Annotated in this window: 26 protein-coding genes and 1 tRNA gene; 18 read left to right on the top strand and 9 right to left on the bottom strand. The window is 66.7% G+C overall.

All coding sequences use genetic code 11. The annotated features are described in order from the left end of the window. The first annotated feature begins 24 nt into the window (after nt 1–24). Both galE and O6W96_RS10995 read left to right on the top strand, forming a co-directional pair. Nucleotides 25–1023 (top strand): UDP-glucose 4-epimerase GalE, encoded by a 999-nt coding sequence (galE, locus tag O6W96_RS10990; RefSeq protein ID WP_353469582.1) that lies wholly within the window; start codon nt 25–27, stop codon nt 1021–1023. Beyond that, on the top strand, nt 1020–1853 hold the full coding sequence (locus O6W96_RS10995; RefSeq protein ID WP_353469583.1) for an HpcH/HpaI aldolase/citrate lyase family protein: 834 nt from the start codon (nt 1020–1022) through the stop codon (nt 1851–1853). The genes galE and O6W96_RS10995 overlap by 4 nt, the downstream gene beginning before the upstream one ends. Here O6W96_RS10995 and O6W96_RS11000 read toward each other — a convergent pair. The 3 genes from O6W96_RS11000 to folK form a co-directional block, all read right to left on the bottom strand. Further along, nucleotides 1833–2471, bottom strand: coding sequence for a phosphatase PAP2 family protein (locus O6W96_RS11000; RefSeq protein ID WP_353469584.1), 639 nt, complete (start codon nt 2469–2471; stop codon nt 1833–1835). The two genes, O6W96_RS10995 and O6W96_RS11000, sit on opposite strands and share 21 nt — an antisense overlap. Nucleotides 2472–2506: 35 nt before the next feature. Beyond that, a tRNA-Lys gene (locus tag O6W96_RS11005) sits at nt 2507–2582 on the bottom strand. 21 nt (nt 2583–2603) lie between these two features. Then, a complete protein-coding gene (gene folK / locus O6W96_RS11010) occupies nt 2604–3113 on the bottom strand; it encodes a 2-amino-4-hydroxy-6-hydroxymethyldihydropteridine diphosphokinase (RefSeq protein ID WP_353469585.1) in 510 nt (169 codons plus the stop codon). A 22-nt stretch (nt 3114–3135) separates the two neighbouring features. Here folK and O6W96_RS11015 point away from each other — a divergent pair, with 22 nt between their 5' ends. Then, nucleotides 3136–3870 carry a uracil-DNA glycosylase gene (locus tag O6W96_RS11015; RefSeq protein WP_353469586.1) on the top strand — a complete coding sequence of 245 codons (735 nt, stop codon included), beginning with the start codon at nt 3136–3138 and terminating at the stop codon, nt 3868–3870. 251 nt (nt 3871–4121) lie between these two features. Here the strand turns inward: O6W96_RS11015 and O6W96_RS11020 are convergent, their stop codons facing one another. Further along, a complete protein-coding gene (locus tag O6W96_RS11020) occupies nt 4122–5159 on the bottom strand; it encodes an MBL fold metallo-hydrolase (RefSeq protein WP_353469587.1) in 1038 nt (345 codons plus the stop codon). 68 nt (nt 5160–5227) lie between these two features. Between O6W96_RS11020 and O6W96_RS11025 the strand changes: the two genes are divergently transcribed. Then, entirely contained in the window at nt 5228–5803 is a 576-nt protein-coding gene (locus O6W96_RS11025; protein ID WP_353469588.1) for a DUF4337 domain-containing protein, read from the top strand. A gap of 57 nt (nt 5804–5860) precedes the next feature. Here the strand turns inward: O6W96_RS11025 and O6W96_RS11030 are convergent, their stop codons facing one another. Together O6W96_RS11030 and O6W96_RS11035 are read right to left on the bottom strand one after the other, a co-directional pair. Beyond that, nucleotides 5861–6853, bottom strand: coding sequence for an aldo/keto reductase (locus tag O6W96_RS11030; RefSeq protein ID WP_353469589.1), 993 nt, complete (start codon nt 6851–6853; stop codon nt 5861–5863). After that, on the bottom strand, nt 6828–8090 hold the full coding sequence (locus O6W96_RS11035) for a dicarboxylate/amino acid:cation symporter (protein ID WP_353469590.1): 1263 nt from the start codon (nt 8088–8090) through the stop codon (nt 6828–6830). The genes O6W96_RS11030 and O6W96_RS11035 overlap by 26 nt, the downstream gene beginning before the upstream one ends. Before the next feature lie 69 nt (nt 8091–8159). On the opposite strand from O6W96_RS11035, the gene glmM reads away from it, so the two are divergent. The 7 genes from glmM (at nt 8160) to O6W96_RS11070 (ending at nt 14901) form a co-directional block, all read left to right on the top strand. Continuing rightward, nucleotides 8160–9500: a phosphoglucosamine mutase gene (glmM, locus tag O6W96_RS11040; RefSeq protein ID WP_353469591.1), complete on the top strand. Its 1341-nt coding sequence runs from the start codon at nt 8160–8162 to the stop codon at nt 9498–9500. Then, a complete protein-coding gene (locus tag O6W96_RS11045) occupies nt 9500–9715 on the top strand; it encodes a DUF1272 domain-containing protein (protein ID WP_353469592.1) in 216 nt (71 codons plus the stop codon). Before glmM ends, O6W96_RS11045 begins: the two co-directional genes overlap by 1 nt. A gap of 225 nt (nt 9716–9940) precedes the next feature. Beyond that, a complete protein-coding gene (thiD, locus tag O6W96_RS11050) occupies nt 9941–10768 on the top strand; it encodes a bifunctional hydroxymethylpyrimidine kinase/phosphomethylpyrimidine kinase (protein ID WP_353469593.1) in 828 nt (275 codons plus the stop codon). Next, the gene (locus O6W96_RS11055; RefSeq protein ID WP_353469594.1) at nt 10768–11406 is read left to right on the top strand and encodes a ribonuclease HII; all 639 of its coding nucleotides are present in this window, start codon (nt 10768–10770) and stop codon (nt 11404–11406) included. Before thiD ends, O6W96_RS11055 begins: the two co-directional genes overlap by 1 nt. Nucleotides 11407–11582: 176 nt before the next feature. Then, complete coding sequence (locus O6W96_RS11060) at nt 11583–12722, top strand: site-specific DNA-methyltransferase (protein WP_353469595.1); 1140 nt, start codon at nt 11583–11585, stop codon at nt 12720–12722. Between the two features lie 158 nt (nt 12723–12880). Continuing rightward, nucleotides 12881–13936 carry a dihydropteroate synthase gene (folP, locus tag O6W96_RS11065; protein ID WP_353469596.1) on the top strand — a complete coding sequence of 352 codons (1056 nt, stop codon included), beginning with the start codon at nt 12881–12883 and terminating at the stop codon, nt 13934–13936. A gap of 80 nt (nt 13937–14016) precedes the next feature. Then, complete coding sequence (locus O6W96_RS11070; RefSeq protein WP_353469597.1) at nt 14017–14901, top strand: bestrophin family protein; 885 nt, start codon at nt 14017–14019, stop codon at nt 14899–14901. A 55-nt stretch (nt 14902–14956) separates the two neighbouring features. Here the strand turns inward: O6W96_RS11070 and O6W96_RS11075 are convergent, their stop codons facing one another. From O6W96_RS11075 to O6W96_RS11085, 3 genes are all read right to left on the bottom strand, one after another. Continuing rightward, a complete protein-coding gene (locus O6W96_RS11075) occupies nt 14957–15616 on the bottom strand; it encodes a TetR/AcrR family transcriptional regulator (protein ID WP_353469598.1) in 660 nt (219 codons plus the stop codon). Beyond that, on the bottom strand, nt 15559–16023 hold the full coding sequence (locus O6W96_RS11080; RefSeq protein WP_353469599.1) for a nuclear transport factor 2 family protein: 465 nt from the start codon (nt 16021–16023) through the stop codon (nt 15559–15561). The genes O6W96_RS11075 and O6W96_RS11080 overlap by 58 nt, the downstream gene beginning before the upstream one ends. Before the next feature lie 168 nt (nt 16024–16191). Beyond that, nucleotides 16192–17607, bottom strand: a complete 1416-nt coding sequence (locus O6W96_RS11085) for a sigma-54-dependent transcriptional regulator (protein ID WP_353469600.1) — start codon at nt 17605–17607, stop codon at nt 16192–16194. Nucleotides 17608–17747: 140 nt separating this feature from the next. Here O6W96_RS11085 and O6W96_RS11090 point away from each other — a divergent pair, with 140 nt between their 5' ends. The 7 genes from O6W96_RS11090 to O6W96_RS11120 all read left to right on the top strand — a co-directional run bounded on the left by O6W96_RS11090 (nt 17748) and on the right by O6W96_RS11120 (nt 22644). Beyond that, nucleotides 17748–17870 carry an aa3-type cytochrome c oxidase subunit IV gene (locus O6W96_RS11090; protein WP_082466420.1) on the top strand — a complete coding sequence of 41 codons (123 nt, stop codon included), beginning with the start codon at nt 17748–17750 and terminating at the stop codon, nt 17868–17870. A gap of 4 nt (nt 17871–17874) precedes the next feature. After that, nucleotides 17875–18996, top strand: coding sequence for an NAD(P) transhydrogenase subunit alpha (locus O6W96_RS11095; RefSeq protein ID WP_353469601.1), 1122 nt, complete (start codon nt 17875–17877; stop codon nt 18994–18996). A 104-nt stretch (nt 18997–19100) separates the two neighbouring features. Continuing rightward, a complete protein-coding gene (locus O6W96_RS11100; RefSeq protein ID WP_353469970.1) occupies nt 19101–19445 on the top strand; it encodes an endonuclease domain-containing protein in 345 nt (114 codons plus the stop codon). Continuing rightward, the gene (locus tag O6W96_RS11105; RefSeq protein WP_056064542.1) at nt 19446–19763 is read left to right on the top strand and encodes an NAD(P) transhydrogenase subunit alpha; all 318 of its coding nucleotides are present in this window, start codon (nt 19446–19448) and stop codon (nt 19761–19763) included. Nucleotides 19764–19790: 27 nt separating this feature from the next. Further along, nucleotides 19791–21302 (top strand): NAD(P)(+) transhydrogenase (Re/Si-specific) subunit beta, encoded by a 1512-nt coding sequence (locus O6W96_RS11110; RefSeq protein ID WP_353469602.1) that lies wholly within the window; start codon nt 19791–19793, stop codon nt 21300–21302. Nucleotides 21303–21403: 101 nt separating this feature from the next. Next, nucleotides 21404–22345, top strand: a complete 942-nt coding sequence (locus tag O6W96_RS11115) for a MarR family winged helix-turn-helix transcriptional regulator (protein ID WP_353469603.1) — start codon at nt 21404–21406, stop codon at nt 22343–22345. Next, nucleotides 22342–22644, top strand: a complete 303-nt coding sequence (locus O6W96_RS11120; RefSeq protein WP_353469604.1) for a hypothetical protein — start codon at nt 22342–22344, stop codon at nt 22642–22644. The genes O6W96_RS11115 and O6W96_RS11120 overlap by 4 nt, the downstream gene beginning before the upstream one ends. Nucleotides 22645–22877 lie beyond the last annotated feature (233 nt).

Raw genomic sequence — 22877 nt, forward strand, 5'->3', positions numbered from 1 at the left:
CCGCGACACAAAGAGGAGACGCGTATGATCGACGGTAAGGTTATGGTGACCGGCGGGGCCGGCTATATCGGCAGCCACGCGGTCCTGGCGCTCCTCGACGCGGGGTATCGGGTCGTGGTGGTCGACAACCTCGTGACCGGATTCGACTGGGCGGTCGACCGCCGCGCGGCGCTGGTCGAGGCGAACGTCGCCGACGATGCGAAGGTCCGTGCGGCGATCCGCGAGCATGACGTCCGCGCGATCATGCATTTCGCCGGCTCGGTGGTGGTACCGGAATCGGTCAGCGATCCGCTCAAATATTACCGCAACAACACCGCCGCCAGCCGTGCGCTGATCGAGAGCGCGGTGGTCGAAGGCGTGCCGCATTTCATCTTCTCGTCGACCGCCGCGACCTATGGCACGCCCGAGAAGGTGCCCGTCGCGGAAGGCGATCCGACCGTGCCGATCAACCCGTACGGCATGTCCAAGCTGATGACCGAGGCGATGCTGCGCGATGTCGCCGCGGCGCACCCGATGAACTATGCCGCACTCCGGTACTTCAACGTCGCCGGCGCGGATCCGCAGGGGCGCAGCGGCCAATCGACGGTCGGCGCGACGCATCTGATCAAGATCGCGGTCGAGGCGGCCACCGGCAAGCGCGGCCATGTCGGCGTCTACGGCACCGACTTCGCCACGCCCGACGGCACCGGCGTACGCGACTATATCCACGTGACCGACCTCGCCGCCGCGCATGTCGCCGCGCTTGAAGTGTTGATTGCCGAACCGGCCAAGAGTCACACGCTCAACGCCGGCTACGGCAAGGGTTTCTCGGTCATGGAAGTGCTCGACGCAGTCGACAAGGTCACCAACCGGACGATCGAGCGTCGGCTCGAAGGGCGTCGCGCAGGCGATCCGGCGATGCTGATTTCGGACAACAGCGCGATCCTGGAACGGCTCGACTGGACCCCGCGCCACGCCGATCTCGACGGCATCGTCCGCGATGCGCTGGCGTGGGAGCGTGCGCTCGCCGAGAAGGGCCGGTGAGACTCCGCTCGCTCCTGTTCGTACCCGGCGATCGGCCCGAGCGGATGGTCAAGGCGCTCGCGCTGGGAGCGGACGCGTTGATTCTCGATCTCGAGGATTCGGTCGCGCCCGCCGCCAAGGCTGCGGCGCGCGGGCACGTCGCGGCGTTCCTCGCCGAGCCTCGGACGATGCCGCTGTTCGTGCGGATCAATCCGCTTGATTCCGGGCTGGCCGACGACGACCTTGCGGCAGTGCTGTCGGCCAAGCCGGATGGCATCGTGCTGCCCAAGGCCGAAGGCGCCGCAACTCTCGCCGCACTGGATGCCAGGCTCGATGGCAACATCGCCATCCTGCCGATTGCGACCGAGACCCCCGCCGCGATGTTCGCGCTAGGGACCTACGGCGGCGTCACCGATCGGCTGGTCGGGCTGACCTGGGGGGCGGAGGACCTGCCCGCCGCGATCGGCGCGGCGACGTCGCGCGAGGCGGATGGATCATACACTGCGCCGTACCAGCTCGCCCGGTCGCTGACCCTGTTCGGCGCGCATGCCGCGGGGGTGGCCGCGATCGAGACGGTCTATCCCGATTTCCGCGATCTGGACGGGCTTGCCGCCTATGCCGCGCGCGGGCGTCGCGACGGGTTTACGGGCATGATGGCGATCCACCCGAGCCAGGTCGCAGTGATCAACGCCGCCTTCACGCCGTCGGCCGAGGAGCGCGCCAAGGCGCAGGCGATCATCGACCTGTTCACCGCCAATCCGGGCGCCGGTGCGCTCCAGCTGGACGGCCGGATGGTCGACGCGCCGCACCTGAAGGCGGCGAAGGCGCTGCTAGCGCTCGCCGCCGATTGAGCTGCGCACGCGGGCGGTCGCCAGCCACCAGGCGAGCGCCCACAGCGTGCCGAAGCTCCACCCGGCCAGCACGTCGCTCGGCCAGTGCACGCCGAGATACACCCGGCTGCAACCGATCGCGCCTACCAGCAGGATCGCGACGACCAGCATGTAGCGCCGCGCCGCGCGATCCTGCGTCACCTGCGAGGCGAGACCGGCAAGGGTCAAATACACGATCGCGCTGTTCGCCGAATGCCCGCTGGGGAAGCTCATATGCGTGACGGTGACGAGGTGCGTGACGATGTCGGGACGCGGACGCGCGACGTGCAGCTTGACCATCTCGACGACGATATTGCCGCTAATGCTCGACGCGACGATCGCGAATGCGGTCAGCCAGAGCCGCTGGACGATCAACAGGCCCGCGACGATCACTACGACGATCGTCAGGACGATGCCGCCGCCCAGCGCGGTGACGTCGGCGGCGACCTTCGGCAACCATGCCGGGCCACCCCAAGTGCGCAGCCCGAGGATGATCGACCGATCGAACGCGAACGGCCAATGATCGACCGCGAGACCGACGAGCAGGATGAGGACGATGCCGACCGCAGCGACCGACGCGCCGGCGAGAACCGCGGGCAAATGCCGTCGCTCGCCCTTATCGGGCGAAGCATCGATGGTGGGTCCGCCGGGGCTCGAACCCGGGACCTCTCGATTAAAAGTCGCTTGCTCTACCAACTGAGCTACGGACCCCCGCCATCGTGGACCGCGCACCTAGTCTCGCGGCTGCCGTCGGTCAACCATCTGTGCCAATTGGCGGATCGTCCGATGGGTCAACGGATCGCGCCATTGCGGGACCAGCGTGGCGAGGGGCCCCAGCACGAAGCCGCGGGTGCGGAACGCGGCGTGCGGCACGGTGAGTCCGGGCGACGACCAGGCGCCGGCCGACCAGAGGACGATGTCGAGGTCGAGCACGCGGCTCCCCCAGCGCCGGCCGGGGCGGCGGCCGAATGCGCGTTCGATCCGTTTGAGGCGGACCAGCAGTGCGGTGGGGTCCTCGGGCGTCTCGATCAGCGCGACGGCGTTTGCATAACGCCGGTTCGAGGGGCCGATCGGCGCGCTCGCTACGGTCGGCGATCGGGTCACGACGTCGCCGAGTGCTTCCAGCGCGGCAGCGATTTCGCGCTCGGGAGCACCGTGGCGGCCGCGTCGGTTGGAGCCGAGCGCGATCACATAGGTCGTTGCGGCGCGCGCGATCATCGGGTGCGGGGTTGCAGGCGACATTTGGTCCGCCTAGCGCAATCCCATGGATTCCACACCTTACGCTTCCGAGCTTCCCGAAACCGTCGACGAGACCGGCGAGATCGACGTCACGACGGTCTTCGCGCCTGTCTCCGCGCTGCCCGAGACCGAGCCGCCGCATGACTGCCCGCTATGCCCGCGCCTCGTCGGCGTGCGCGAGCAGTTGCGGACCGAGTTCCCGACTTGGTGGAACGCGCCCGTCCCGGCGTTCGGCGATCCGGCCGCGTGGCTCGGCATCATCGGCCTTGCGCCCGGCAAGCATGGCGCGAACCGCACCGGGCGTGCGTTCACCGGCGATTATGCGGGGCAGTTCCTGTACGAGACGCTCGGACGGATCGGGCTCGCGACCGGCACCTATGGCGCGAAGGCCGAGGACGGGCTGGCGCTCGACGGCGCGATCATCCTCAACGCGGTGAAGTGCCTGCCGCCCGAGAACAAGCCGACGCCGGAGGAGATTCGCACGTGCCGGCCGTTCCTCGAGACGCAGGCGGACGCGGTGCCGACCGCACGCGTGTTCGTCGCGCTGGGGCATATCGCGCATCAGTCTGCGGTGAAGATGCTCGGCGGGCGGTTGCCCAAGGCGCGGTTCGCACATGGTGCCGAGCATGTGATGCCCGATGGTCGCATCCTGATCGATAGCTTCCACTGCTCGCGCTACAACGTGAATACGGGCGTGCTGACCGCGGAGATGTTCGACGCGGTGTTCAAGCGCGCGCTGGAGTTACGCGGGACGGACTAATCTCTCTCTCCGTCATCCTGACGAAAGTCAGGACCTAGGGTAACGAGACGCGGTCCTGTTTGGCTCTGGGTCCTGACTTTCGTCAGGATGACGGGAGGGCGGCATTCGACCGCTCGATCCTCCCCCGCAAGGGGGGGGCTGGCGCTTGCCAGACGGAGGGGGCGGTACGCGATCACGTTTGCTCCGTGTCCGCCCCCTCCGTCACCTTCGGCGACGCCTCCCCCTTGCGGAGGAGGATCGTGCGGTTTCTGCTACTCGATCACCCAGGCTTCGCCGGCTTCGGGTGTGCGAAACCGGTCCGCGGCGATGTGTTCGCGTACCAACGCGGCGCGGAGGTGGTCGGGTGGTTCGTTGATACTTTCTGAGGTCAGTTCGAACGTGCCCCAGTGGACCCCGATCGCATACGCCGCGCCGAGCTGTTCGAACGCCGTAACCGCCTGATCCGGACCGATATGATTGTCGGTTTCGTGCCCCGCGAAATGATACGCGCCGATCGGCAGGATCGCGAGGCGCACTGGCCCTGCCGCCCTAGCCTCGATCGCCCAGCGCATATCGCCGGGGCCGGTGTCGCCCGCGAAATACAGGTTCCCGCCGGGCAGCGTCACGGTGAACCCAGCCCATAACGTCTTGTTGCGGTCGCCGGGATCGTATTCGCTCCAGTGGTGCGCGCGGTCGACAATCACGTCGATGCCAGGACGCAACGTCACCCGCCCGCCCCAGTCGCGCGCGACCGCATGGATACCGCTGCGCGCGAGAATCTGATCGTTGCCGAGGCCGGTCACGATCAGCGGTTTGTCGCGGTGCCAAAGCCGCTTCATCGCGGTCATATCGAGATGGTCGCGGTGATCGTGGCTGAGCAGGATCAGGTCGATCTTGGGCAGGTCCGCTAGACGCACGCCGGGCTGACGGACTCGCTTCACGCCGACGAATTGGACCGGGGAAGAGCGCTCGAGCCACATCGGATCGGTGAGAATGTTGAGCCCTTGCGTCTGCACCAGCACGGTCGAATGGCCGATCCAGGTGACGCGCATCGTCTGGCCCTCGACGCGCGCCGGGGGCCGCGTCGGGGTGATGGGAACTTCGGGCCAGCTCCGATAGGGTGGCGTCACCAGATTGCGGAACAGCGCGACCGGACCCTGCTTCTGCTCGCCGGTGCTGCCTTGCACGCCGTCGGGGTTGAAAAAGCGCGTGCCGTTGAAGTGATCGCTCGGCGGAATGGTCTTCACCGACGGCGTCGCGCAGCCGGCAAGCAGCGCGAGAACGAACAATATCGAGCGAGTGCGGACCATGGCGCGCTGACGAATATGTCACTCGATCATCAGGGTCCAGTCACGCACGATGGGCCAAAGCGGCTGACATGGACGACGATTACGAAGTGCGCGGCTTGCATGAGCAACTGTCGGAAGAGCGCGCGGCCGGCGGGGAGGCGTTCGACCAGCGGATTGCGTTGTTCACCGCGATCCTGGCGACGCTGGCAGCGGTGACCAGCTTCCTCGGCGGGCATACGCAGAACGAGGCGCTGCTCCACAAGAACGAGGCGGTGCTGATCAAGGCGCAGGCGTCGGATGCGTGGGGCTATTACCAGGCGGAGGATCTGAAGCGGCACATCGCGCAGATGGAGGTCGATCTGGCCCCGCCTGGATTCGATGCGACGCGGATGGCGACGCACCGGGCCGATATAGCGCGCTACAAGGCGCGCGGGACAGCGTTGAAGCGGGAGGCGGAGACGCTCGACCGGCAATCGGCGGCGGCGAACGGAGAGTCCGACGAGTCGCTGCGGCCACATACGAAGCTGGCGCTGGCAGTGACCGCGATCCAGGTGGCGATCGCGCTGGCGTCGGTCACCGCGCTGACCGGGCGGCGGTGGCTGCTGTGGGTTGCGGGCGCCGCCGCTTTGGTAGGCGCGTTGCTAGCCGGTCTAGCCTGGTTGTAGCGGGGGGATCGCTTTCGATTACCGCGAATGCCGATCCCCCGCGTCAGCGCGATAAGACTAGATCCGCGTCATCGACAGCGCCTTCTCGCCATACCGCGGCCCGGCCGTTCCACCCCGCGGTGCTGCCGCATCGAGCTTCGTCAGATCGTCCGCCGTCAGCGTGATATCCGCCGCCTTCATGCTGTCCTCCAGCGTAACCCGGCGCTTCGACCCCGGAATCGGCACGATGTCGTCACCCTGCGCGAGCAGCCACGCGAGCGCGATCTGCGCCGGCGAAGCCTCATGCGCATCGGCAATCGACTTCACCACCGCGACCATCTTCATGTTCTTGGCAAAGTTCTCCTCCGAATAGCGCGGGTCATTCCGCCGATAGTCCCCCTCCGGCAGATCCGAACGCGCGGTAATCTGCCCCGTCAGGAAGCCCCGCCCGAGCGGCGAATACGGCACGAACCCGATCCCCAGCTCGCGACACAGCGGCAGGATCGCGTCCTCGACATCACGCTCCCACAGCGAATATTCGCTCTGCAACGCCGCGATCGGATGCGTCGCCGCAGCCCGCCGGATCGTGTCGAGACCCGCCTCCGACAACCCGAGGTGCCGGACCTTGCCCTCGCGAACGAGGTCCGCCATCGCGCCGACGGTATCCTCGATCGGCACGCCCGGATCGACGCGGTGCTGGTACAGCAAGTCGATCGTCTCGACCCCCAGCCGCTTCAGCGATCCCTCGCACGCCCGCCGCACATTGGCCGGTGTCGAATCCACCCCGGTCATCCCGTTCTCGTCATAGCGAAACCCGAACTTGGTCGCGATCACGACGCCGTCGCGCTTGCCGCGGATCGCCTTGCCGATGAGTTCCTCGTTGACCAGCGGGCCATAGATCTCGGCGGTATCGAACAGCGTCACGCCAAGCTCGATCGCGCGGTGGATCGTGGCGATGCTCTCGTCGGCGTTGGCCTCGCCGTACATGCCCTTGCCGATGCCGGCCATCGGCATGCAGCCGAGACCCAGTGCGGAAACCTCGAAATCAGGGCCGAGCGTGCGATACTTCATGCGGAATCTCCTTCGAACCATTGCGGGCTGAAACGGAGATGGTGACGGCCGTATCCATCGTCACGTTGCCGACGGTACGAAACAGGTCGGGCACGGTCTCGACTGCGATGAACAGCCCCAGCGCCTCGATCGGCACCCCCATCGCGATCGCCACAGGCGCGACCGAGGCGATGAAGCTCACCGTCCCCGGCAAAGACACCGACCCCATCGTCGTGATCGCCGCGGTCGCGATTCCCGCCGCCAGCTGCCCCGGCCCGATCGGCACGCCGACCAGATGCGCCACGTACAGCGCGACCGCGAGGTTCATCGCCGGGCTCGTCGCACGGAACACTGCAACCGCCAGCGGCAGCACGATCCCGGCAGTGGCCGGCGAGGCGCCCAGCTCGACCGACCCCTTCAACATTGCCGGCAGCGAGGCGAGAGACGACTGCGTACTGATCGCCACCGCCTGAGCCGGCGCCACCGCGCGCGCGAACGCGCCGAACCGGACGCGGCCACCGATCATCCCGACCGGATAGGCTGCGATCAACACCACCACGCCGATCGCCGAGACACAGACGATGTAATGGACCAACGCCCCGAACGCCGCGGTCCCGGTCCGCGCGCCAACGCCGTATGCGAGCGCAAAGATGCCTATCGGCGCGAGCTTCAGCACCCAACCGATCACGATCAGCAGCGCGTCGACCACCGCCTGGAAGAACCCGGTCAGGATGCCGCGCTGTGCCTCGGGCAGCTGCGTGACCGCGAACGCGAACGCCAGCGCGAACACGGTCAGTGGCAGGAACGCATCGCCCGCCGCCGCCGCGACGACGTTGGTCGGCACGATCGTGTCGAAGAACGCCCCGATCCCCGGCACCGTCCCGACCGGCGCGCTGGTCGTCAGCGCGGTGCGAAGCGCGGTCGCCAGCCCGGCAGGGAGCGGCCACGCCTCCAGCAGCAGCGGCGTCACCAGCGCCGACATGATCGTCACCGCCCACAGGATCGCGACCATCATCGCCAGCGCGCGGATCGTGATCCGCCCGGCGCGGGCCGCCTCCGCAGTCGCACCGATTCCGGTCACCAGCAGCGAGACGATCAGCGGCACGATCACCATCTGCAACCCGTGCAGCCATGCCGAGCCGATCGGCTGCGTCACCGCGGTCACCGCGATCGCCTGCGTCGGCGCCAGCGCGGCGGCGATGATGCCGATCGCGATACCACCAACCAGGGCGATCAGAATCCGTGTTGCCTGCGACATGCTCGCCCTTCGTGTCTCACCGCGCTATCAACAGTGCCGAACCCTGATACCGGACGGAAAGCACGCGCGATGGCAAGGAAATATTTCGGCACCGATGGCATTCGTGGCGCCACCAACGTCGCGCCGATGACGGCGCAGATGGCGATGAAGGTCGGCATGGCGGCGGGTGCCTACTTCCTGCGCGGCGATCATCGCCACCGTGTCGTGATCGGCAAGGACACGCGGCTGTCGGGCTACATGCTCGAATCGGCGCTGGTCGCGGGCTTCACCAGCGTCGGCATGGACGTCGTCATGGTCGGGCCGATGCCGACCCCCGCGGTGGCGATGCTTACCCAGTCGATGCGCGCGGATATCGGCGTGATGATCTCCGCCAGCCATAATCCCTACGCGGACAACGGCATCAAGCTGTTCGGCCCCGACGGCTACAAGCTGTCCGACGAGGCCGAGGCAGCGATCGAGGCGCTGATCGACGGTGACATCCCGCTTGTCCCCTCCGACCAGATTGGCCGCGCACGCCGGATAGAGGATGCGCAGGGCCGCTACATCCATTTCGCCAAGTCGACCTTCCCCGAGAAGCTCCGTCTCGATGGCATGCGCGTGGTGCTCGATTGCGCGAACGGCGCCGCCTACAAGGTCGCACCCTCGGCACTATGGGAGCTCGGCGCCGACGTCGTCGCGATCGGCGTCACGCCCAACGGCACCAACATCAACGACGGCGTCGGCTCGACTGCCCCGCAGGCGCTTGCGAAGGCCGTGGTCGCCCATGGTGCCGACATCGGCATCGCGCTCGACGGCGACGCGGACCGGCTGATCGTCGTCGACGAGACGGGCACGATCGTCGACGGCGACCAGTTGATGGCGACGATCGCAGCCAGTTGGGCGCGCCAGGGTCGGCTCGCCGGCGGCGGTCTGGTCGCGACGGTCATGTCGAACCTGGGCCTCGAACGCCACCTTGCCGCGCAAGGACTGGGCCTCGTCCGCACCAAGGTCGGCGACCGCCACGTGCTCGAAAAGATGCGCTCGAGCGGCTATAATGTCGGCGGCGAACAGTCGGGCCACATCATCCTGTCGGACTATGCGACGACCGGCGACGGCCTCGTCGCGGCGCTCCAGATCCTCGCCGAGGTGAAGCGCTCAGGCGCACCGGCAAGCGAAGTCCTCCACCGCTTCGAGCCCCTGCCGCAGTTGCTCAAGAACGTCCGGTTCGCCGGCGGCAAGCCGCTCGATCACGACGCGGTCAAGGCGGTCATCGCCGAAGCCGAGGCCGAACTCGCCGGCAAGGGACGGCTCGTGATCCGCCCGTCGGGCACCGAACCGGTAATCCGCGTGATGGCCGAGGGCGACGATCTCGCGCAGGTCGAACAGGTCGTCGACCGGATCTGCGACGCCGTCCGGAAGGCCGCCGCCTGATGCTCGAAATGCGCCCCACCTGCGAACGCTGCACCGCCGACTTGCCCGCCGATGCACCCGGCGCGTTCATCTGCTCGTTCGAATGCACCTTCTGTGCGGAATGCGCGGACGCACTCGACGAACGCTGTCCCAACTGCGGCGGCGAAATGCTGGATCGCCCGACGCGGCTGGGCGAGGCGCCGCCACAAAAACCGGCAGCGGGTAGGCGGCACTAGGCGCCATTTCGAAACGCTATTGGCTACGTCGATCACCCATCACATCTACCACCCCGGCGAAGGCCGGGGCCCAGTTGGAAAGGTCCAGGTAACGGAACGCAGTCCGCGGTTAGCAACGTCCCCCAACTGGGCCCCCAACTGGGCTCCGGCCTCCGCCGGGGTGGAAGCAGACGTATATCGAGCTTCACTGTTCCACAGCAAAGCGATTATGCCATAGCGATTGTAATGACCGCCAGAATTCTCATCATCGCCGGCTCGGACTCAGGCGGCGGCGCCGGCATCCAGGCGGATATCAAGACCGTCACGATGCTCGGCGGCCACGCGATGACCGCGGTAACGGCGATCACGGCACAGAACACGCTCGGCGTGCAGGCAGTCCACCAGATCCCGACCGACATGGTCCTCGCGCAGATCGACTCCGTCGTCTCGGACATCGGCCTGGATGCCGTAAAGATCGGCATGATCGGCTCGGCAGAAACCGCCAATGCCGTAGCCGACCACCTGACCTCCTTGTTCCCCTGCAAAGGCGGGGGCCCAGACTGGACTCCCGCCTTCGCTGGAGAACAAGCTAGGCGTGTCCCCATCATTTTCGACCCTGTGATGATCGCCACTAGCGGCTCCGTCCTAGCCGACCCTGACACGATCGCGGCCTTCGAACGCCTCATGCGGATCGCTACGCTCGTAACCCCCAATCTCCCTGAACTGGCAGCCTTAGGCGGGGAAGCCGCAATTCGCGCACTAGGCCCCGCCGTCCTCGTCAAAGGCGGTCACGCCGAAGGCCCCTCCGTCACCGACCGCCTCGTCACCGACGCAGGCGAAACCCTGTGGACCAACCCCCGCATCGAAACCCGCCACGCGCACGGCACCGGCTGCACGCTCGCCAGCGGCATCGCCACCGGCCTCGCCCAAGGCCTGCCGCTCGACGCCGCAATCGCGCGCGCCATCGCGTTCGTCCGCGCCGCACTTGCCAACGCACCGGGGCTGGGCGCAGGCCACGGCCCAATGGGCCACGCACTCGGCGTCAGCCCGTTCGACCAGTTGAAAGACCGTTGATGCCCGGCATGAAACACGAAAAGCTCTGCATCGGCCCGGTCGCCGGTGTCGACGAAGCCGGCCGCGGTCCGCTCGCGGGGCCAGTCGTAGCCGCCGCCGTGATCCTTCCGCCAAAAGGCGTTCCCCGCGGTATCGACGATTCGAAGAAACTCTCCGCCTCCGAGCGCGAACGGCTCTGCGCGCGCCTGAAAGGTTGTGCGATCGTCGGCATCGGCATCGTCCAGCCGGACGAGATCGACACGCTCAACATCTACTGGGCGACGATGAAGGCGATGACGCTCGCGGTCGACGCGCTGGCGGTCGAGCTCGGCCAGGCTCCCGGCCACGTCCTCGTCGATGGCAACCGCTTGCCCCGCTGGACCTACCCCGCCACGCCGCTGGTTGGTGGTGACGCAAAGTCGCTGTCGATCGCCGCCGCCTCGATCGTCGCCAAGCACACGCGCGACCTCATCATGATCGCCGCGGCGGACGTGCATCCCGAATATAACTGGCATTCGAACAAGGGCTATGGCTGCGCGCACCACATGAAGGCGCTCCGCGATCACGGCCCCACGCCGATTCACCGCCGCAGTTTCGCCCCCGTCGCCGCCGCCTATCTGGCGCGCGAGGGACTTTTCACACAGGAAACGACGAGCTGAGTCTTTCGCGCCACACCCCAAGGGCTTGAGCCGCGAGTCTCCCACGACTCAACATCTGGGCAACGGCGACTCGATTGGTCGCAGCGACGGAATCGCACCGAAACGCCGTTAACGAATGTTTGCTTGACGGAGTCGGACAATTCCGCCGCTATGGGCACCGATAAGGGGCGGAAAACATGGGTTTGATCGACACGATCGCACGGCCGCGTGCGAAAAAGGCAGCGGAACCGGCAGTTCAGCCGGTCCTCCCGCTCGACCAGATCCTGCGCGGCGACTGCATCGAACGGATGAAGGCGCTCCCGTCGAACTCGATCGACATGATCTTCGCCGACCCGCCCTACAACCTCCAGCTCGGCGGCGAACTCTACCGCCCTGACGGATCGCACGTCGACGCCGTCACCGACGACTGGGACAAGTTCGACACCTTCGCCGCCTACGACCGCTTCACCCGCGCCTGGCTCAGGGAAGCACGCCGCATCCTCAAGGACGACGGGTCGCTCTGGGTCATCGGCAGCTACCACAACATTTTTCGCGTCGGTGCCGCCGTTCAGGATCTGGGGTACTGGATCCTCAACGACATCGTCTGGCGCAAGACCAACCCGATGCCGAATTTTCGAGGCACGCGCTTCACCAATGCGCACGAGACGCTGATCTGGGCGTCGAAGGGCGAGAAGGCAAAGTACCACTTCAACTACCGCGCGATGAAGACGCTCAACGACGAACTCCAGATGCGCAGCGACTGGGAATTCCCGACCTGCGGCGGCGCCGAGCGGCTGAAGAAGAACGGCACCAAGGTGCATCCGACGCAGAAGCCCGAGGCGCTGCTCTACCGCATCCTGCTGGCCTGCACCGAGCCCGGCGACGTCGTGCTCGACCCGTTCTTCGGCACCGGCACCACCGGCGCGGTCGCCAAGCGTCTCGGCCGCAGCTGGATCGGGATCGACCGCGAGGGCGACTATATCGAGGCCGCGCAGGAGCGGATCGAGGCCGCGCTGCCGCTCGACGAATCGGCGATCCGCACGATGATGAGCCCTCGCACGCAGCCCAAGGTCGCGTTCGGCGTGCTCGTCGAGAACGCGTATCTGACACCCGGCGCAGTGCTGACCGACTCGAAGCGCCGCTGGCGCGCCACCATCCGCGCGGATGGCTCGCTGCTCAGCGACTGCGGCACGATCGGCTCGATCCACAAGCTCGGCTCGACCTTGCAGAACGCCCCGGCCTGCAACGGCTGGAGCTTCTGGCACTACGAAAGCGACAAGGGCCTGAAACCGATCGACGACCTCCGCCAGACGTATCTGCTGGCGACCACGGTCTAAGGAAGGTCTAGCCCCGGATATCACGCAGTCCCTCCCTCCTTGCTCTCCCGCGAAGGCGGGAGCCCAGTCTGGGTCCCGGCCTTCGCGGGGAAACAATTCTTGCTTGGTTGACGGTGGGAACGATCATATCCGACACGCCCCGCTGACGGAGTAGATCGATGACGTTTCACCTCCGCCCCGTCCAGTTCGTTGATACCCCGATCGGCCACGAAGACGGCACCGTCGCGCGCCTGGCGGGCGGCCTGCAGTGGTTCGCCGCCTACGAAGTGATCGAAGGCCGCACCCGCCGCACCGTCCCCGTCGCCGATGTCGCAACGCTGGGCGAACGCGCCGCGCACCTTCACGCCGCGATCACCGCCCCCCGCGCGCCCCTCCAGCTCGGCGAACGCACGCTCCGCTTCGACCAACCGATCGTTGCCGGCATCCTCAACATAACCCCCGACAGCTTCTCCGACGGCGGCAAGCATGTCGACGACCCCGCCGCAGCGGCCGCCGCCGGGATCGACATGGCCGCCGCCGGTGCGACGCTGATCGACGTCGGCGGCGAGTCGACCCGCCCCGGCGCGCCCGCGGTGTGGGAAGGCGACGAGATCGCGCGCCTCGTCCCCGTCGTCGAGCGCCTCGCCCGGGCCGGTGCGATCGTCTCGGTCGACACGCGCAAGGCCGCCGTCATGGAGGCGACGCTCGCCGCCGGCGCGCACATCGTCAACGACGTCGCTGCGCTCCTCTGGGACGACCGCGCGCTCGATGTGGCCGCCAAAAGCGGCTGCCCGGTCGTCCTGATGCACTCGCCCGACCCCAGGAAAGGCGGTCACGGCAACGGCGGCTACACCAACGTCCTCACCGACGTCTTCGATTGGCTCGAAGCGCGCATCGCCGCGGTCGTCGCGGGTGGTGTCGACCGGTCGCGGATCCTCGTCGATCCCGGCATCGGCTTCGGCAAGACGCTCGCCGAGAATCTCGCCCTGCTCAATGGTCTCGCGATCTTCCACGGGCTCGGCTGCCCGATCATGCTCGGCGCAAGCCGCAAACGCCTGATCGGTGCGCTCTCGAATGAAGCACCGGTCGACCAGCGCCTCGCCGGCTCGCTCGCGCTGGCGCTGAAAGGTGTGGAAGCGGGCGTCCAGATCCTCCGCGTCCACGACGTCGCCGAAACGGTCCAGGCGGTGAAGATCTGGCGTGGCCTGCGCGATCAGTCGCTCGTCGGGGGCTGATCGTCGACGGCAACTCGCGCTGCATTGCAGCGAAACGCCTCTTCGCGCATTAAAAGCGCATTAAACAAGGGAGCTTTCGTTTGATCGTCACTGCTACACCACGCATGAGCCAGATCCTCAGCGAGGTTTGGCGCCCGCTGCTCGGCCTCTTCGTTTGGGACGTGATAGTCACGATCACCTATTACGTCCTCCCGTTCCATGCGCCGGCGCTGCCGCTGACCCTCTTCGGCACCGCGCTCGCGCTGTTCCTCGGCTTCCGCGATAACTCGGCATATCAGCGCTGGTGGGAAAGCCGCGGCCTGTGGGGCCTGATGATCAACGCCTCGCGCAACCTCGCGCGTATGGCGCGCAACATGCTGCCCGAGCCCGAAGGCCACGACATGAAGCGGACGATCGTGCTCCGCCAGATCGCGTACGTGAACGCGCTGCGCTGCCAGTTGCGCAAGCAGCCTGCGCCACCCGAGGTGCTGCGGTTTCTGTCGAAGGAAGAGGCATCGTTCGCGCTCGAGCGTACCAACATCGCCAACGGCCTGCTCGACGGCACCGGTCGTCGGATCGACATCGCGCGCCGCAACGGCTGGATCGACACCATCCAGCAGACGCAGTTCGAGGCAATCCTGGTCGATATCGCCAACGCGCAGGGCGGCATGGAGCGGATCAAGAACACGCCGTTGCCCAACCAGTACCGGTTCTTCCCGAGCCTGTTCACGCGGCTGTTCTGCGTGCTGCTGCCAATCGGTCTGGTCGAGACGCTGGGCTATGCGACCCCGGTCGGTTCGACGATCGCCGGCCTTATGTTCCTGGCCGTCCTGCAGATCGGCGACGATCTGGTCGATCCGTTCGCGGACACGATCCACGACGTGCCGCTGAACGCGATGTGCCGCACCATCGAGATCGACCTGCTCCAGGCGATCGGCGATCCAGCCCCCGAGCCGCTGACACCGGTCAAGGGTGTGCTCTGGTAGGCCTTGCGGTTCGGCAGATGCCTATCCCCCGCCGTGTGGAGGATAGACGCGGATATCAGTGCGGACCGTCGGCGGCGTCGCGGCCATGGTGGGCGAGGGCGTCAAGCAGTTCGGCCTGGTGGCGATGCACGATCCTCGTGAAGATCGCTGCGTCGCCCAAGGCCCTCGCCAGGACGATTGCGCCCTGGATGCCACCAACCGTCTCTTCCGCGAGCGGTTTGGCCTGTGAAGACGGAACATGACCGGCTTCGAGGCAATGGGTCAGCGCTGAAATCCAACGCACGAAATAGCGGTCGATCGTGACGGAGGCCGTATCGCCTGGCGAGCCCAGACCGACCAAGCCGACAAGGCAGATCCTTCCGCCGGATCGGAAATAGACCGTCACCACCTCGATCATCGCCGCGATCGATTCTGCCGGATCATCGGCTTGCTCCAACGGGGCGAACAGGTTCGTGGCGAACCAAGTATCTATGTCGGCGAGGACGACCTCCATCATCTCCTCCTTGCCGCGCGGGAAGAAGTTGTAGAGGCTGCCTTTGCCGAGCCCGGTCGCCTTCGAGAGTATCGACATGCTCGCGCCCTCGAAGCCGTATTCGCGGAAGGCCTCCGCAAGCGCCGGCAGAGCGTCGTCGCGTTCGGTCAGCGTGCGCTTCGCCTTCAGAGGTCGAGTTCGCTGAGCGAGGCGTGATCGTCGGGGCGGCGACCGAGCGGCCAATGAAACTTGCGGTCCGCCTCCGCGATGGGAGAATCGTTGATCGAGGCGATACGGCGCGCCATCAGGCCCGTCTCGTCGAATGCCCAATTTTCGTTGCCGTACGATCGAAACCAGTTGCTGCTGTCGTCGCGCCACTCATAGGCAAACCGCACCGCGATCCGCGCGCCGTCGTGCGCCCAGACCTCCTTGATGAGGCGATAGTCCAGTTCCCTCGCCCATTTGCGCGTCAGGAAAGCGACGATCGCCTCTCGCCCGGTCAGGAATTCGCCGCGGTTCCGCCAGACGCTATCGGGCGTGTAGGCCAGCGACACCTTTTCCGGATCGCGGCTGTTCCACGCATCCTCGGCCATACGGGCTTTTTGCATCGCGGTTTCGAGCGTGAAGGGGGGCATCGGTAGTCGGGCCATGGCTGTACCTGCAATTTGGTTGTACCGATCGGTACAAGTCGGTGTTCATCCGGTCAATGCCGATCGCGGAGGACGCGGGGAAGCCAGGACTGCCGCGCCGGACGTGGCGCCGAAAATGGCAAGGCTTTTGCAAACCATAGTCCGCGAAGCTGCGGAGCCGGTCCCTGTTCAGGCCGCGTTGTCGATGCCCAGTTCGCCGAGCTTGCGATACAGGGTCGAACGCCCGATGCCGAGGCGACGCGCGACTTCGGTCATGCGACCGCGGTAGTGGCCGATCGCGAGGCGGATCACATCGGCCTCGATCTCTTCGAGCGCGCGAAGGTTGCCGTCGGGACGGAACAGCGTGACGCCGCCGCCGCCTGCCGCCACCGTGGCGGGGCCGCGCTGGCGGTTGCCCAGTGCGGCGATCTGCGGAAAGTCTTCCTCCGTCAGCGCCGCGCCTTCGCACAGCACGGCGGCGCGGAAGAGCGCGTTCTGCAGCTGGCGGACGTTGCCGGGCCAATCATACTGGACCAGCAGCATCAGCGCGGCGTCGGTGATGCCAAGCGGTCGTAGCCCCGGTTGCTCGGCGATCCGTGCGAGCAGGTGACGGGCGAGCGCAGGAATATCGCCGGTGCGTTCGCGCAACGGCGGGATCGTCACCTGGACCGCGTTCAGCCGGTAATACAGGTCCTCGCGAAACCGCCCCGCCTCGACCTCGTCAAGCAGGCGCTGGTTGGTCGCGGCGATCACCCGGACGTCGACGTCGCGCGAATGCCGCGCGCCGATCGGCTGGACCTCGCCCGTCTGCAGGAGATGGAGCAGCTTGGTTTGTGCGTCGAGCGGCATCTCGCTGATCTCGTCGAGGAACAGCGTGCCGCCATCGGCATCGTAGAACCGGCCGATCTTGCGCTCGAAGGCGCCGGTAAACGCGCCCTCTTCATGCCCGAACAGTTCCGATTCGATCAAATTGGCAGGCATCGCCGCGCAGTTGACGGTGATCATCGGCTTCTTTGCGCGGGGCGAGGCCGCGTGGATGGCCTCGGCGACGACCGCCTTGCCGACCCCGCTCTCGCCCTCGACCAGCACCGCGACGCGCGCGCGCGCCGCCTTTGCCGCGATCGCCAACGCGGCCCGGAAATCGGGGGAGGAGCCGACGATTTCGTCGAACGCGAGCAACGCGGGTATCTTTTCGGTCAGCGGACGTAGCTCGCCGGCGGCGGTACCGGCCACGGCGGCTTCGAGCGCGGCGAGCACGCGGTCGGACGCGACCGGCTTGACCAGGAAATCCGTCGCGCCGGCACGCATCGCGGCAACCGCGTGCGCGACCGAGCCGTTGGCGGCGAGCATCAGGATCGGCAACGCGGGGCGACGGTCACGCAGTTCGGCGATCAGCGCGGTCGCATCGTCATCGGGCGCGGAATGATCGAGCAGGATCGCGTCGAGCTGCATCCCGTCCTGCGTGCCGAGCGTTGCGATCGCCATCTCCGCGTCGGTCGCCAACACCGCGCGCCAGCCGCCGCGCGCGGCAAGCGCCGCCACCAGCCGGCGCTGTGCGGGCTCGTGGTCGATCAGCAATACTAGGCGCTGGCCATTGCGCGTCATGGCGAATCCTGTCCCGTTCCGGCACGTGCAATAGCTAGCCCAGGTAAAGGGCGACTTAAATGTCCTGCTTGGCGATCCTGGATACGCGCGATAAGGTCTTCGTCATAGAGGATGGCACTGACAGGATGGGGATACCAACCATGGCCGGCAACGGGGACATGAAGGCGCACGTCGCGACGTATTCGAGCGTGACGGGCATGATGAAATGGGGCGCGGTCGGATGCGCTCTGGTCGTCGCGCTCGTCATCTGGCTGATTGCGTAACGCCATGAAGATCGCCGTCCTCAAAGAGCAGGTGGACGGCGAGCGGCGGGTATCCGCGACGCCGGAAACGGTGAAGAAGTTCATCGCGCTCGGCGCGACGCTTGCCGTCGAGACCGGCGCGGGCGACACCGCCTCGATCGCGGATGCCGCCTATGCGGATGCCGGTGCGTCGGTTGGCGATCGCGCGGCGACGCTGGCGGGGGCTGATATCGTGCTCGGGGTGCAGGGTCCCGATCCTGCGATGCTCGACGGTGTCGCGCCGGGGGCATGGATCGTCGCCAGCCTCAATCCTTTTGCAGAGCGTGCGCGGATCGAGGCCTATGCCGCGGCCGGCTACGAAGCGCTGGCGATGGAATTCATGCCGCGGATCACGCGTGCGCAGTCGATGGACATCCTGTCGTCGCAGTCGAACCTGTCGGGGTACAAGGCGGTGCTGGATGCGGCCGCCGAATATGGCCGAGCCTTCCCGATGATGATGACCGCGGCGGGCACGATCTCCGCGGCCAAGGCGTTCGTGATGGGCGTCGGCGTGGCCGGTCTCCAGGCGATCGCGACGGCACGACGTCTCGGGGCGCAGGTCTCCGCGACCGACGTGCGTGCCGCGACCCGCGAGCAGATCCAGTCGCTGGGTGCCAAGCCGATCTTCGTCGAGAATGTTGCCGGGATCGAAGGCGAGGGGACGGGCGGCTATGCCGGCGAGATGTCGCCAGAATACCAGGCGGCGCAGGCCGAGCTCGTCTCGGGACATATCGCCAAGCAGGATATCGTCATCACGACCGCGCTGATCCCGGGACGGCCCGCGCCGCGGCTGATCTCGGCCGCGCAGGTCGCGAGCATGAAGCCGGGCTCGGTGATCGTCGATCTCGCGGTCGAGCAGGGGGGTAACGTCGAAGGCTCGGTCGCAGGCGAAGTCGTTGTCGTGAACGGCGTCAAGATCGTCGGCCACCGCAACGTGCCGTCGCGCCTCGCTACCGACGCCAGCGCCTTGTTCTCGCGCAACCTGTTCAACTTCCTCAACGCCTTCTGGGACAAGGAGGCAGGACGTCCCGTACTCGACGCAGAAATCGGCGACGCGATCCGCCTGACGCAGGGCGGCAAGCTCGTGAACCCAAGGCTGCTGGCATGATAATCCTCCCCGGCACGGGGAGGGGGACCGGCGCAGCCGGTGGAGGGGGCGTCCCGCACGCGCTACGCCCAGAAGTGTCGCTAGCGCGCAAATTGCGGCGCGAAATGAGCCTCCCGGAAGTGCTACTATGGGAGCAGCTCCGGGGAAAGAAAACCGGCGTCAAGTTCCGCCACCAGCATCCCATCGGTCCATACGTCTGCGACTTCTACTGCGCCGCCGCCAAGCTCGCGGTCGAAGTAGATGGCGAGTTCCACGGACGCGGCGACCGTCCCCAACGCGACGCCGATCGCGACCAGTTTTTCGAACAGAATGGCCACCGGGTGCTGCGAGTGGCAGCAGGCGACGTGCTGAGGGACATCGAGGCCGTGGCGACGATGATCGTATCGTCCGCGGCCAGCCCCCTCCACCAGCCTGCGGCCGGTCCCCCTCCCCGTGCCGGGGAGGACTAAATGGACTTTATCGCGATCCTGTCGATCTTCGTGCTGGCGTGTTTCGTCGGGTATTTCGTCGTCTGGGCTGTCACACCTGCGCTGCACACGCCGTTGATGGCGGTGACCAATGCGATCTCGAGCGTGATCATCGTCGGTGCACTGATCGCCGCCGCTGCGGCCGGCATCGGCGCCGGATCGGGCGTCGCCAAGGCGCTCGGGCTGCTCGCGGTGGTCCTTGCGAGCATCAACATCTTCGGCGGCTTCGCGGTCACCGCGCGGATGCTGGCGATGTACAAGAAGAAGGAACGGCCGGTCGCGCCTGCTGCGAGCAAGTGAGCGATACGGACGTGAAGGGGACGCGCGATGCATGAACTGACGGTCAGCCCTTGGGCATCGCTCGCCTATCTGGTCGCGGGGGTGTGCTTCATCCTCGCGCTGCGCGGCCTGTCGAGCCCGGCGTCGAGCCAGCGCGGCAATCGCTTCGGCATCATCGGCATGACCATCGCGGTCGTCACGACGCTGGTGACGCATGTGCCCGTCAACCAAGTGTCGCAGCTAGCCGTCGACCCTGCGACGCTTTTTCCGCAAGAGTCGTTCGCGTTCGTGCCGAACTACCTAACGATCGTCGAAATCCTCGCAGCGATCGGCGTCGGCGCCGCGATCGGCCTCGTCACCGCACGACGGATCGCGATGACCGCGATGCCGCAGCTCGTCGCCGCCTTCCACAGCCTCGTCGGTCTCGCCGCGGTGCTGGTCGGCGTCGCCGCCTACCTCAACCCGCAGGCGTTCGGGATCTCCGACCTCGTCATCCCGCTGATCGGCCAGCCGTTCGCGGTCATCCACCCGGTCAGCCGCATCGAACTCGGCCTCGGTGTGGCGATCGGTGCGATCACCTTCTCGGGTTCGGTCATCGCGTTCCTGAAGCTCAACGGCAACATGGGCGGCAAGCCGATCATGCTGCCCGGCCGCCACGTCATCAACATCGCGCTGCTCGCCGGCATCCTCGGCCTGATCGCGTATTTTGTCACCGATCAAAGCGCCTGGATCTTCTGGACGATCACGCTGCTGAGCTTCGTCATCGGCTTCCTGCTAATCGTCCCGATCGGCGGCGCGGACATGCCGGTCGTCGTCAGCATGCTCAATTCCTATTCGGGCTGGGCGGCGGCCGCGATGGGCTTCACGCTCCACAACAGCGCGATGATCATCACCGGCGCGCTGGTCGGCAGCTCGGGCGCGATCCTCAGCTACATCATGTGCCGCGCGATGAACCGCAGCTTCATCAGCGTGATCGCAGGCGGCTTCGGCCAGTCCTCGGACGCCGGCGGCCCCGCAGCCGCCAGCGATCGTCCGTGGAAGCGCGGCTCTGCCGAAGACGCCGCGTTCCTGATGAGCCAGGCCGAACAGGTCATCATCGTCCCCGGCTACGGCATGGCGGTCGCGCAGGCGCAGCACGTCCTGCGCGAGATGGGCGACAAGCTGAAGGCCGAAGGCGTCCGCGTGAAATACGCGATCCACCCCGTCGCGGGGCGGATGCCGGGGCACATGAACGTGCTGCTGGCCGAAGCGAACGTGCCGTATGACGACGTGTTCGAGCTGGAGGACATCAACAGCGAGTTCGCGCAGACCGACGTCGCGTTCGTGATCGGCGCGAACGACGTGACCAACCCTGCCGCCAAGACCGACAAGACCTCGCCGATCTACGGCATGCCCGTGCTCGACGTCGAAAAGGCGAAGACCGTGCTGTTCATCAAGCGATCGATGGGTGGCGTCGGCTATGCCGGCGTCGATAACGAGTTGTTCTACCGTGACAATACGATGATGCTGCTGGCGGACGCCAAGAAAATGGTCGAGGATATCGTCAAGGCGCTCGACTAGATGTTTCGCGGGGGGCTGCGAACTCCAACGAAACTCGACCCAATTCGGGTGTAACTTTGGGCATGATCGAGGTTAGTCTTTGCGCCACAGCGGAGATGACCATGATCCCACCGGGCGGCGATCCTGCCGACACGCGTTACGATACCGGGATCGCCGCGGTCCTGATCGCCGCCGACGCCGCGCCCGATCGGTTCAGCGCCGCGCTCGCCGCCATGCAGGGGCGGGTGGTTGCCAGGATCGACTGGCCGGCCCCTTTCGGCCTGCACGCCGCGCCGCAGGTCGTCGTGGTCGAAACCGCGGGAGTGGACGTCGCGATCCTTGCCGAACACCTGCCGCGCATCGTCGAACGCGCCGCGGTGCTGGAGGCGGGGCTGGTGGTCGCGATGGGCAGCGACCAGATCGATGCGGTCGCGGCGGCAACGCTCGGCGGCGGGACGATCCTGCTGGTCGACCCAAGCTTCGCGGACTGCGTGGCGGCGATCGTCGTCGCTGCCGAGCAATCGCGCAGTCCTGCGGGCGTATTCGATGTCGGCCGCGAGACCGATGGGACGCGGCTGGAACGCCTGAACACCGAGGTGGCCCGAATTGCTGAGGCGCTGGCACGGCTGACGCGTGCGGAGATCGAAGGCGACGCCCCGAGCGCGCCGATCGTCGGCGACCGGACGAACCGTTACGGCGCGCCGCCGTCGCTGGCCGAGCCGAGTGCCGCCGATGTTCGCCGGGCGATCCGCGCGCGGCGGTTGCGCGACCAGTTTTTCGGTACGGCATTGTTCGAGGATCCGGGCTGGGACATGCTGCTCGATCTCTACGCCGCCGAACTCGAGCGGGGCCGGGTATCGGTGTCGAGCCTGTGCATCGCCGCCGCGGTCGCGCCGACCACCGCGCTGCGCTGGATCGCGCGAATGACCGACACGGGACTGTTCGAACGCCGCCCCGATCTGCACGACCGGCGGCGCGCGTTCATGGTGCTTTCCGACCGCGCGAGCGAGGCGATGCGCGGGTATATCGTGGCTACCAGAGGCGCCGACCTGCGAATTCCGTGACGGCCCGCGCCCTTTCGCTTGCCCCGGCCGCCCGGCTGATCCCCCTCCTTTCGCGCCGGCTGTTTACGGCCGAGCTTGTCGGTCAACTCGGCCTTCGTTCGTGCGGCGACATAGGTGAAGACGAATGGACCGGCCTTCTTCTGGTGGCGTTCATCCCCTGCGTCAGCGGCGCTTCAGACGTCGCCGCCCTTGATCTTGGTCGTCGCCGTTCGCGAGCCGAGGTCTTAGCAGCACAGTCCTGTGCCGTGCAGCACCATCTGGCCCGCGCCGCAATCGAGCAGCTCGGCTATGCGACTTAAACCAGCTCGCCGACCAACGCGCAGGGATCAAGAGCTGCTTGATCCTGTCGATCAACGATACCCCCGGGCCCGGGCGACCTTCGCACGGTGCAACGTCGGCACGGCCGAGACGGCATACACGATCAGTGCCGGGCCCGCTCAAAAAGCCAGCGAACTGACTGCTTGATGACCACGAGCCGATAAATTCCCTTAATTCAATCACTTGTAGATTTGACATAAGTTAGGTTGTTATT

The sequence above is a fragment of the Sphingomonas faeni genome, from assembly GCF_040407495.1.
In the GTDB taxonomy this organism is placed as follows: Bacteria; Pseudomonadota; Alphaproteobacteria; order Sphingomonadales; family Sphingomonadaceae; genus Sphingomonas; species Sphingomonas faeni_D.